Raw genomic sequence first — 12,483 nt, forward strand, 5'->3', positions numbered from 1 at the left:
ATACATTATGGTTACTAAAAAAGTTCAGATAGTAAACGCCACAGGTCTTCACCTTCGCCCTGCAGGACTTTTGTGCGAGATTGCTATGAAATATACAAGCAAAATTACTTTCAAAACAGATAACAATTACGAGGCAAACGCCAAGTCAGTTTTAAGTGTACTTGGTGCATGCGTAAAAAGTGGCGAAGAAATTGAAATCATCTGTGATGGCATAGATGAAGAAGAGGCTCTTGAAGATATGGTTAATTCTATATCTGCAGGTCTCGGCGAATAATAGCGCCCTAAATCAGCTAAAAATCGTGTAATGAAACATTGCATGATTTTTAAATAGACAAAGAATAGCTTTTTATATATCTGACGATAGCCTTGTAGCTATCAAGCTCTAAGTGTTGCGTAGGTTCTTAGCACAAGCATTCGCTTGTGTACATACTAAAAGTCTTCCTTGCAGTCGACTTTTGGTATGATTTTCACATGTAGTGAACCGGAGCAATATCTTAGGCTTGAGAGCGTAACAAGGCGAGAAAAAAGATAAAATAAAAAGTGAGATGTTAGCTAGGAGGAAGAACAATGTTGAATTACAAGCGTTACAAGGCAAACCCAGTGTTAAAGTTTCCAGAGCGTACTTGGCCTGACAAGCAGATCACCAAAGCTCCAATTTGGTGTTCAGTAGACCTACGTGATGGTAACCAGGCTCTCGTTGAACCAATGTCGGTTGACGAGAAAATGGAACTATTTGACCTCCTACTAAAGCTAGGTTTCAAGGAAATCGAAATCGGATTTCCAGCAGCAAGCCAGATTGAATTCGACTTTTTGAGACAGTTAGTTAAGGAAAATAAGATTCCTTCAGATGTTAAGGTACAGGTTCTTTCACAGTGCCGCGAGGAGTTAATTGACCGTACATTTGAGGCTATTCAGGGAATTCCAAATGTTATTTTCCATATTTACAATTCCACATCAACTCTTCAGAGAGATGTAGTTTTCAATGCAGACAAGGAAGAGATTATTGAGATTGCAAAGAAGGGTACTCAGATGGTCAAGGACCGTTTGGACCGTTACGATGGCAATTTACAGCTTGAGTATTCTCCAGAATCATTTACAGGTACTGAGGTAGATTTCTCACTTGAGATTTGTACAGCAGTTCAGGATACTTGGGACCATGCAACAGATGCTCCAATAATTTTCAACTTACCAGCAACTGTTGAGATGAATACTCCTAACGTATATGCGGATCAAATCGAGTGGATGAGCACACACTTCAAGGACAGAGAGAATATTATTCTTTCAATCCATCCACACAATGATAGAGGTACAGGCGTAGCTATTACAGAGCTTGGACTTCTTGCTGGCGCTGACAGAGTAGAGGGAACTCTTCTCGGAAATGGTGAGCGTACAGGTAATGTAGATATTCTTACAATTGCTTATAATATGTTCTCTCAGGGTGTTAACCCAGAGCTTGATCTTGATGATATCAAGGAAATTGTTGAAGTTTGCGAGAGAGTTACAAAGATGCCTACAGATGCAAGACATCCATATGCAGGTGAGCTTGTGTTTACAGCATTCTCTGGTTCTCATCAGGATGCAATCAACAAGGGTGTCAAGGCAATGAGAGAGCGCCAGAATATGTACTGGGAGGTTCCATATCTTCCAATTGACCCTGCAGATATCGGCCGTAAGTACGAGCCAGTTGTTCGTATCAACAGCCAGTCAGGTAAGGGCGGCGTAGCATTTGTTATGGATACAGTTTATGGCTACAAGCTTCCAAAGAAGATGCAGCGTGAGTTTGCTGATGTTGTTCAGTATATTTCTGAGAAGCAGGGCGGCGAGGTTACACCACAGCGCATTATGGAGGCATTCAAGTCTCAGTACTTAGAGAACAAAGAGCCACTTACACTTGAGTATGTTGTCATCAAAGATGACAAGGATACAGACGATACAGTTGCAGTCCTTGACTTTAGCTACAATGGAGAGAAGTTCCATTCAGAGGCTGAAGGAAACGGACCTATCGATGCTGTTAAGCTTGCAATCAAGCAGTGTGTACCAGAGCTTGAGTTTACACTTATCGACTACACCGAGCATACACTTGCACAGGCTCAGGGTTCAGGTGCTAAGGCTGCTGCCTATATTGAGATGCGTGATGAGCGCCACGGCAACACAACATTCGGAGTTGGCGTTAGCTCAAATATCACACGCGCATCTATCCGCGGTATGTTTAGTGCATACAATAGACTCATCAAAAAGTCTAAGGACTATGTATAAAATAGGCAGCCAAAAATTTAGGCTGTGAGTCAATCCAGCTTATATAATCATCCAATGACACGCTTTCGCTCTTATTCGCTCGTCACGTTACTAAGATGCTGCTATGCACCATCAAGTAACGACGGCTCATCAAGGTCATTTGGATTGATTATATAACCTGAATTTCCAGCATTGGTTTTCTATTTGGCTGACAAATAAATAAACCGGGGGCATATTTTGAACCACGGTAAAGAGGTAAATATGAGAAAGATTTTAGTTACGGGTTGCAATGGACAGCTTGGTCGTGCAATTCAGAATGAGTATGGCGATGAGGTAGAGTTTATTCTTACTGATGTTGTTGAGGGAGAAAAAATTTCGCCACTTAATATTATGGATTTGGACGAGGTGCTTAGCTTCGTTGAGTCCAAAAAGCCAGATGTTATCATTAACTGCGCAGCAGCTACTAATGTAGATGGTTGCGAGAAGGACTGGGATTTTGCTTACAAGCTTAATGCTCTTGGTCCTAGAAATTTGGCTATAGCAGCTACTAAGGTAGGAGCAAAGCTTGTGCATGTTAGCACAGATTATGTTTTCCCAGGCAATGCCACAAAGCCAATTACAGAGTTTGATGAGCCAGGCCCAATCAGTGCCTATGGCAAGACCAAGTACGAGGGCGAGAAATTTGTTCAGCAGTTTGCTGACAAGTGGTTTATCGTTCGTACTGCATGGCTCTACGGCGATGGTAAAAATTTCGTTAAGACAATGCTTAGCCTAGCAGAGACTCATGATGAGCTCTCAGTTGTATGTGACCAGCTTGGCTCACCTACTTCAGCAGTAGAGCTTGCTCGTATGATTCATCACCTTGAGCCTACAGAGAACTATGGTATTTTCCATGGTACTTGCGAGGGTGATACCAACTGGGCAGATTTCACAGCAGAGATTTTCAGACTTAAGGGAATCAACGTCAAAGTCAACCGTGTAACTAGCGAAGAGTACAAGAAGATGAATCCAGCTAGCGCAGACAGACCTCACTACAGTATTCTTGACAACTATATGCTTCGCCTTACATCAGGCTACAAGATGGCAGATTGGAAGGATGCTTTAAAAGAGTATCTCTGCAACTAACAAACCGTTAATAGACGATGGAGCCCGCTCCTATCGTTTATATAAATATGAGTGACATAATTTTTTATATACTCAAAGCAAGGCAATCTACAAAAAGTAAATTGATTGTATGCTTCTCATATTTCATCATAAGGGTACTTGAGAGCCCGTCGGCACTTATCGAGACAAAGTCGAGATTAGTACCGCTACGAGGCTCTAGTAGCGAAAGCGTGCCCGATGATGACATGTGAGAAGTATACAATTAAAAAAACTCGGGAGATTGCCGTATAAGAAGGAGATTAAAATGAGAACATATTTAGTAACAGGTGGAGCTGGTTTCATCGGCTCAAATTACATTCATTACATGTTTAAGAAATATGATAATGAAATCAGAATTATCAACGTAGATAAGCTTACCTACGCTGGTAACCTTGAGAACCTCAAGGACGTAGAGAACAGAGACAACTATACATTTGTAAAGGCTGATATCTGTGATAAGGAAGCTATCCGCAAGGTATTTGCAGAGAACGACATCGATAGAGTTGTTCATTTTGCAGCTGAGTCACACGTTGACCGTTCGATCAAGAACCCAGAGGTTTTTGTACAGACAAATGTACTTGGTACAGCAGTAATGCTTAACTGTGCAAAGGAAGCATGGGAGCTTCCTGATGGAACATTCAAGGAGGGCAAGAAGTTCCTTCACGTTTCTACAGACGAAGTATATGGATCACTTCCAGATGATGACAATGCATTTTTCTATGAGACATCACCTTATGATCCACATTCACCATATTCAGCATCAAAGGCTTCATCAGATATGATTGTAAAGGCTTACATGGATACATATAAGTTCCCAGCAAACATTACAAACTGCTCAAACAACTATGGCCCTTACCAGTTCCCTGAGAAGCTTATTCCACTTATCATCAACAATGCACTTCAGGGCAAGGACCTTCCAGTGTATGGCGATGGTAAGAACGTTCGTGACTGGTTATACGTAGAAGACCATGCTAAGGGAATCGATATGGTTCAGGAGCAGGGTAAGCTTTTCGAGACATACAATATCGGTGGACACAATGAGAAGCAGAATATCCAGATTATCCACATCATCCTTGATACACTTCAGGAGATGCTTCCAGAGGGAGATCCTCGTAAGGAGCTTGTTTCTGAAAAGCTTATCAAGTATGTAACAGATAGAAAGGGTCACGATAGAAGATACGCTATCGCACCTGACAAGATTAAGGCAGATATCGGCTGGTATCCAGAGACATGTTTCGAAGAGGGTATCAAGAAGACAATCGCATGGTTCTTCGAAAACGAAGAGTGGATGAAGAACGTAACATCTGGCGATTACCAGAAGTACTATACAGATATGTACTCTAATAAATAACAATTAATTTAGGCTGAGTGCAAATTGTTACGCTTACAAGCCTTAGATTCTCTTCCAGAGAACAAAGAGCTTGTTAGCTACAATTTGACCGAAAGCAATCTCCATGAACACTCAAGGGAATCCTGTTAGATGAGCGGAGTGTTACATGGGATTGTGTACGTAACAGCCGGGAGAATACTTAATGAAAAAATACGATTATTTAGTTGTGGGTGCAGGCTTGTTTGGAGCGACATTTGCTTATGAGGCTATGAAGCGTGGCAAGTCAGTTCTTGTGATTGATAAGAGAAATCACATTGCCGGCAACATTTACACAAAAGAAGAAGATGGAATTAATGTACACGTTTACGGTGCCCACATTTTCCACACTAGCGACAAAAAGATTTGGGAGTACATGAACCAGTTTGCTGAGTTCAATAACTACATCAATTCTCCAGTGGCTATTTACAAGGATGAGCTTTACAATCTTCCTTTTAACATGAATACATTTTCAAAGATGTGGGGAATTAAAACACCTGCTGAGGCTAAGGCTAAAATCGCAGAGCAGATTAAGGAGCTTGGCATTACAGAGCCAAAGAATCTTGAGGAGCAGGCACTTTCATTAGTTGGTACAGATGTATATGAAAAGCTTATAAAGGGCTACACACAGAAGCAATGGGGACGCCCATGTACAGAGCTTCCATCATTCATCATCAAGAGATTGCCACTTAGATTTACATACGACAACAACTATTTCAATGATAGATTCCAGGGCATCCCAATGGGTGGATACACTCAGATTGTTGAAAAGATGCTTAAGGGCGCTGATATTGTTTTAGAGCAGGATTATTTCAAACTTGCAAAAGAAGGAAAGCTAAATGATGGCACAGAGGTAAGCTGGGATAAGCTACTTTTCACAGGCCAGATTGATGAGTACTATGATAGCTGTTTCGGTCCACTTGAGTACCGTTCAGTTTGCTTTGAGACAGAGAAGCTTGATTGTGAAAATTATCAGGGCAATGCAGTTGTAAATTATACCGAGGCAGATGTGCCATACACTCGTATCATCGAGCACAAGCACTTTGAATTTGGCACACAGCCAACAACTATCATTTCAAGAGAGTATTCTTCTGAGTGGAAGCCTGGCGTAGAGCCATACTATCCTGTCAACAATGACAAAAACAACGCAGTATATCAGAAGTACGCAGACAAGGCTGCATCTGACAAGGACGTAATCTTTGGAGGACGCCTGGGTCAGTACAAATACTACGACATGGACAAGGTGGTAGCCGCAGCCCTTGAGTGTGTGGCTCAAGAGTTTTAGCTAGCGCATTTATTGTGGTAAAAATTTTGTGGCTGAAACAGCCATGGAAGAGTATTGCGTTTTAGTTTTTATTTATAGAGAGCAAAACTTAGGAGTGTATGTACAAAATGTAGCTAACAAGCTAATTCCTCTCTGGAAGGAACATGTAGTGACTGGAAGAGAGTGTATTGCTTGTGAGTGTAACATTTTGAGCAAAGACTTGGGGTTTTGCGGACTAGGAGGAAAAAATGAAGGGTATTATTTTAGCAGGTGGATCAGGCACAAGATTGTATCCACTTACAAAAGCTATTAGTAAGCAGATTATGCCAATATATGACAAGCCAATGATTTATTATCCACTTTCTACTCTTATGCTTGCAGGCATCAGAGAAGTGCTTATCATTTCAACACCAAGAGATCTTCCTGTATTCGAGGAGCTTTTAGGTGATGGCAAGCAGCTTGGTATGGATATTCAGTATGCAGTTCAGGAAGCTCCAAATGGACTTGCTGAGGCATTTATTATTGGTGCAGATTTCATCGGAAGCGATGCTGTAGCACTTGTACTTGGCGATAATATTTTCTATGGTCAGTCATTTTCAAAGGTGCTTCTTTCAGCAGCAACTAGAACAGAGTCTGAGCCAGGCGCAACAATCTTTGGTTACTACGTACGTGACCCAAGAGAGTATGGCGTTGTAGAGTTTGATGAAAATGGTGTGGCAATTTCTATCGAAGAGAAGCCAGCTGAGCCAAAGAGCAATTACGCAGTTCCAGGTCTTTACTTCTACGACAACTCAGTAGTAGAAATCGCTAAGACAATCAAGCCATCAGCTCGTGGAGAGCTTGAGATTACAGCAGTTAATAACGAGTATTTGAACCGTGGTAACTTACATGTAGAGACACTTGGTCGTGGATTTGCATGGCTGGATACAGGTAACCATGACATGCTTCTTCAGGCAGCTGAGTTTGTCAGCACATTCCAGAAGCGCCAGGGTATGTACATTTCTTGCATCGAAGAAATCGCATTCAAGCGTGGTTTCATCAATAAGGACCAGCTCCTTAAGCTTGCAGAGCCACTTATGAAAACAGCCTACGGCCAGTATCTCGTAGACGTAGCCAACGGACTATAAAAATGTGGTGGAAATCCAGTGACTTTTTTCACTTCGTAATTATAAAAAAATAATGAGCAAAAGCTAAGTGAGAGATTCAAATATAATAAGATTGACCTTAAAGTGCGGTCGTTACTTAGAAGGCACGAAGTGGCTTCTTACGTAACGCAACCAGCACGACAAGAGCGAAAGCGTGTCAAGCGTTTATATTTGAAAGCTCGAACGAGAGCTTTTGTACACAGATTAGAGGTTTATAAAATGGCAATTACAGTTGAGAAAAATGTAAATGGTATTGAGGGCCTTTGCGTTATCACTCCTAAGGTTTTTGGTGACGATAGAGGTTACTTCATGGAGACATACAATGAGAATGACATGAAGGCAGAGGGGCTTGATTATGTTTTTGTACAGGATAATCAGTCCGCAAGCAAAAAGGGTGTCCTTCGTGGTCTTCATTTCCAGAAGAATTTTCCACAGGACAAGCTAGTTAGAGTTATCTCTGGCGAGGTTTATGATGTGGCAGTTGATTTGAGAGAGGGCTCACCTACATTTGGTAAGCACTACGGAATTCTTCTTTCAGCTGAGAATAAAAAGCAGTTCATGATTCCAAAGGGATTTGCTCATGGATTTTTAGTTGTCAGCGAATATGCAGAGTTTTGCTACAAGGTTACTGATTTCTATCATCCAAATGACGAGGGCGGACTTGCATTTGATGATCCAGATATTAATGTTCAGTGGCCAATTCCAGAGGGAATGACAAAGGATGATTTGATTTTATCTGACAAAGATAAGGTAAATGCTTCATACAAGGAATATTGCAAGGAGCATGGTATTAATTAGTTTATAACTTGTTTTAAACAAGTTGAAATAAAGGGTTCTACAAATAGATTTTCAGGAGCTATATGCAATTGAAAACTATAAATAATTGTTTATTGGGAGAATAGTCGAATGTCTAGATTATTTAAGAATATTGCGTTTCTTGTAAGCAGAAACCGTGCTATAAGTTTGGGACTTGCAAGTATATTAGGTGTTTCTGCAGTTGGAGGCGGTGCTTATGCAGCCTACAACAAGTTTTTCAAGGAACCGGGGGAAGAACCTGAGTTAGAATCAGTTGAGGTGGAGCAGCAGGCAGCCGCATCAGCAGCTGATGTTTATATCCCAGAGTTTAAAAAGGTATTTCTTACCAGCTCATCAATTGAAAAGGATTTAACAATCTATATTTCAGATACAGAAGAAGGAGAAAGCTGTGTTACTGGAGTTCCTTTCCAGGTAAAGCTGGTTTCACCTGACGCAATGGAGAAACTTCAGCCATACGTGTCAGCAATTCAGGATATAGATTCACAGATTAACGAGTATACCGCTTCTTATGATGATTCAGTAAATATTGCAACAATTCTCGAGGAAAGAAATGTTCCTGTGACAGTAACTGACGAGAATAATGAGGTGGTTGAGACTGTAAACGGAGATATCGAATCTGACCCACTTTATCTTTTATACTTGGACAAAGAGACAGCAGTACAGGCATACACTGTAGCACTTAATGATGCTGAAGGTGTTGTTTATACAGATGAGGATATGGATGGCGTTATCACTGAGACAGAGGTGGAGCCAGGTGATTACGTTGCATGTATCGTTAATTCTCTCGATAATGGTGTTTCTTACAATACAGATAGCTATGAGACTGAGGTCAATGTAAAGGACAAGGTCGAGTACAAGGTAGAAAAAGAGATTATCAAACAGGTTAAAAAGGATGACGCCAAAGAGGACGGACAGCCAGCAGAGGCTGCTCCTGTAGAGGCGACACTTACAAATACAGTTGAGTATGTTGATTCTAAGAAGGAAGAGACAGGCGGTTCTTACAAGGAGACAACTGATGTAGTTGCTCCAAAGACAGATGCTAGCAAGAGTACTGCTACTAAAAAAGAAGGCAAGACATCAGTTACTCATGATGTAGCAGTTGCTCCAAGCCAGTACACAATTACTATCAACTACAAGCTTTTGGATGCAAATGGTAAGGAAGTTACAACTGTAAAGAAGACTGATTTAACTGTAAATGCTAATGCAGCACCTTCATTCACAGCTGATCAGACATATGGATACAACAATGTAACTTACAAGCTTCAGTCTGGTCCTAACCCAGCATTTGCAGCTGCAACAGCTAATGCTACTTACACATACACATATAAGGCTGAGCCAGAAGCTCCAAAGACTTATTCGGTTTCAATTACATGTGTTGATGAAGGTGGAAAGACAATCCACACAGCTACAATCAATGATGTAAAGGACGGAGATTCAATCAATCCTCCATCAGTTGAGAATTACACATGTAGTGATTCTGCTGTAAAGGCAAGCGCAAACAACAAGAATGTGACATTCCACTACAAGAAAAAGCAGCAGGAACAGCCACAGGAACAGCAGCAGGATAATAACCAGAATAACAACAGCCAAAATAACAATAATCAGGACAATAATCAGGATAATCAGCAGCAGGAACAGCCTGAGCAGAACAACAATCAAGAACAGACAGACAATAATAATGCTGGTGATGGACAGACAGATAATGGAGCTGAGCCAACAACTACAGAGGCAAGAAGAACTGTTGCTAGAAACAATGTAAATAGAACTCGTGCTCAGTCTAATGTAAAAAAAGAGACAGCAACACTTGATATGTCATATTCAAAGGGTGTATTTACAATTTCCGCTTCAGGCAATGTAAGTTCTGTAACTGTCAACGGAGCAGCTATTACTCTTTCAAATGGAAAGGGTACATATACAGCTACAGCAAATGGTGATTACAAGCTTGCAGGTGTGGCAACATTCTCAGATGGTGCTACAGACAATTCACTTGCAGTTACTTATACAGTTTCAGGTATGACAGGCGGCTCAAATGAGAAGCTTAAGGATTCAAAAGGCAACCAGCTCTATCTTGACGCTGAGGGTAAGAAAGAGGCTACAGCAGCAGATTACCAGAAGGGTAAGACATATTATTACAAAGAAGCTAGCTATAAGTATTATGGTTGGCAGACAATAGATGGTAAGACAAAGTTCTTCAACGGTAACGGTGACTATGTAACTGGTGAGCAGGTAATTCAGGGCGTTAAATATAACTTTGGTAGCGATGGCGCTCTTCTTGTAAATGGAGTAGGTATCGACGTATCAAAGCACCAGGGTACAATTGATTGGTCACAGGCAGGACCTGCAGTTTCATTTGCAATTATCAGATGCGGCTATAGAGGAATGTATGATGGACAGCTTCATGAGGATCCATTCTTCTACAAGAACATGAGTGGAGCTAAGGCAAATGGAGTAACAACAGGTATCTACATTTACTCTACTGCTTTAAATGAAGGCGAGGCTGTAGCTGAGGCATCTATGGCAGTTGCTATGGCAAAGAAAGCTGGCGGATGCTCGCTTCCAATCTACATCGATATGGAGGATAGCGTAAGAGGCCAGAAGAATCTTACTAATGATCAGAGAAATGCAATTATTAATGCTTTCTGTAGCACAGTTCAGTCAGCAGGTTACAAGTCAGGTGTATATGCCAACAAGACTTGGATGACAAAATATATTAATGCATCGAGCCTTCCTGGTTCATGCCATATTTGGGTTGCACAGTACAACACAGCATGCTCATATTCAGGCAGATATTCAATGTGGCAGTACTCAAGCAAGGGCTCAATCCCAGGCATCAAGGGCAACGTAGACGTTAATAAATCATTTTTCTAAAAGGTAATAATTTAGTGAAGCAGATGTAATTAACAAGCTAATTCCTCTCTGTAAGGAACATGTAGTGCCTGAAAGATAGTGGATTGCTTGTTAATGTAACAGCTGCGGGATTGTGAATATATGAATAATAATACTAACGTAGAAACACAAAAAAAGGTATTTAGATTTTTTAGTAGCGTAGTTCTAGTGGTTACACTAGCTACGCTCTTTGGCGTTATGTGGTATTTGCGCTTGCAGATGCTTATGCCAACACGTTTTCTTGGCCTTGGAAATTATTTGATGATTGGCCTATACACCGTTTTAATGGTGCTAATGATAAATACTTTTAAAGGCTTTAATATTGGAAGCGGTCGAATTTCAATTCTTACAATGTCACAGGCAATAGCTATGGGGCTTGTAAACATTCTTGAGTTTATAATTGTTATTTTGATGACAAGAATTAAATCATTAATGTGGATGACACTGGCCTACATTATTGTACTTACATTTGTTCAGGCAATAGCAGTGCTTGCGATTACTTTTATCAGCACCAAGCTATATAGAGCGGTGTTTCCTCCATTTTCTATTCTCAATATTTATGGTGAATATGAAAATGACTTGGTAATTAAAATGAACCGCCGTGCAGATAAATACAAAATCACAGGTGAGATGAGTTGCAATGAGCCGCTTGAGAAAATAGTTAAAGAACTTGAAAACTATGATGCTGTTCTTATAAATGATGTACCATCGGAAATAAGAAATGATATTGTAAAAGCTTGTTTTGCAACGGATAAGAGAGTTTACTTTACTCCGAAGATTGCAGATATTTTGATTAAGGGCTCAGAGGAGGTAAACCTTTTCGATACACCTCTTTATCTCTGCAAGAATGTTGGAATGGATGGCATTTCAGCTGCAATTAAGAGAATGGGCGATATTATAATTTCCGCTATTGGAATTATTCTTACCAGCCCAATTATGCTGGTGACAGCTATACTTATCCACAAGTATGATGGCGGCCCAGTATTTTATAAACAGGTGCGCTGTACAATCGGTGGAAAAGAATACAAGATTATGAAGTTCCGCTCAATGATTACTGATGCGGAAAAAGATGGAAAGGCGCGACTTGCCAGCGAGAATGACGATAGAATCACACCTATCGGACATTTCATTCGTGCTACACGTATTGATGAGCTTCCACAGTTCTTTAATATTTTGAAGGGCGAGATGTCAATTGTAGGACCACGTCCTGAGCGCCCTGAGATTATTGCCGAGTATGTAAAAGAGGTTCCGGAATTTGCTTTCCGTACTCACGTAAAGGCTGGCCTTACTGGCTACGCACAGGTTTACGGCAAGTACAACACCACCTCATACGACAAGCTTAAGCTTGACATGATTTACTGTGAGAAGTGCTCTGTACTTCTTGATATTCAACTGATACTTATGACTCTTCGCGTTATCTTCACTAAAGACGCTACCGAAGGTGTAGCCGAGGGTGAAACCACCGCTAAAGTTCACAAATAGACATTTGTGGCTTGAGAGCGTAACAAGCGAGCGAAAAGTTTTTAGATGTTTATAAATAGCCTATAGTTAACAAGCTAATTTCTCTCTGGAAGGAACATGTAGTGACTGAAAGAGAGCGAATTGCTTGTTAACGTAATAGGCGAGGA

At 40.8% G+C, this 12,483-nt stretch carries 9 protein-coding genes; all 9 read left to right on the forward strand.

Annotated features, from left to right (window positions below; genetic code table 11):
• The first annotated feature begins 7 nt into the window (after positions 1-7).
• Positions 8-274 carry an HPr family phosphocarrier protein gene (locus tag F0Q01_RS10065; RefSeq protein ID WP_090154353.1) on the forward strand — a complete coding sequence of 89 codons (267 nt, stop codon included), beginning with the start codon at positions 8-10 and terminating at the stop codon, positions 272-274.
• Between the two features lie 293 nt (positions 275-567).
• The gene (gene leuA / locus F0Q01_RS10070) at positions 568-2,256 is read left to right on the forward strand and encodes a 2-isopropylmalate synthase (protein WP_090488578.1); all 1,689 of its coding nucleotides are present in this window, start codon (positions 568-570) and stop codon (positions 2,254-2,256) included.
• A 240-nt stretch (positions 2,257-2,496) separates the two neighbouring features.
• Entirely contained in the window at positions 2,497-3,360 is an 864-nt protein-coding gene (rfbD, locus tag F0Q01_RS10075; protein WP_090488581.1) for a dTDP-4-dehydrorhamnose reductase, read from the forward strand.
• Positions 3,361-3,643: 283 nt separating this feature from the next.
• On the forward strand, positions 3,644-4,729 hold the full coding sequence (gene rfbB / locus F0Q01_RS10080) for a dTDP-glucose 4,6-dehydratase (RefSeq protein WP_090154347.1): 1,086 nt from the start codon (positions 3,644-3,646) through the stop codon (positions 4,727-4,729).
• A gap of 181 nt (positions 4,730-4,910) precedes the next feature.
• Positions 4,911-6,029, forward strand: coding sequence for a UDP-galactopyranose mutase (gene glf / locus F0Q01_RS10085; RefSeq protein ID WP_090488584.1), 1,119 nt, complete (start codon positions 4,911-4,913; stop codon positions 6,027-6,029).
• A 227-nt stretch (positions 6,030-6,256) separates the two neighbouring features.
• Entirely contained in the window at positions 6,257-7,135 is an 879-nt protein-coding gene (rfbA, locus tag F0Q01_RS10090; RefSeq protein ID WP_090488586.1) for a glucose-1-phosphate thymidylyltransferase RfbA, read from the forward strand.
• A gap of 237 nt (positions 7,136-7,372) precedes the next feature.
• Complete coding sequence (gene rfbC / locus F0Q01_RS10095) at positions 7,373-7,951, forward strand: dTDP-4-dehydrorhamnose 3,5-epimerase (RefSeq protein ID WP_090488588.1); 579 nt, start codon at positions 7,373-7,375, stop codon at positions 7,949-7,951.
• Between the two features lie 108 nt (positions 7,952-8,059).
• A complete protein-coding gene (locus F0Q01_RS10100; RefSeq protein ID WP_090488590.1) occupies positions 8,060-10,837 on the forward strand; it encodes a glycoside hydrolase family 25 protein in 2,778 nt (925 codons plus the stop codon).
• A gap of 120 nt (positions 10,838-10,957) precedes the next feature.
• Positions 10,958-12,337, forward strand: coding sequence for an exopolysaccharide biosynthesis polyprenyl glycosylphosphotransferase (locus F0Q01_RS10105; protein ID WP_090488592.1), 1,380 nt, complete (start codon positions 10,958-10,960; stop codon positions 12,335-12,337).
• Positions 12,338-12,483 lie beyond the last annotated feature (146 nt).

This window comes from Pseudobutyrivibrio xylanivorans, assembly GCF_010906925.1.
Taxonomy (GTDB): domain Bacteria; phylum Bacillota; class Clostridia; order Lachnospirales; family Lachnospiraceae; genus Pseudobutyrivibrio.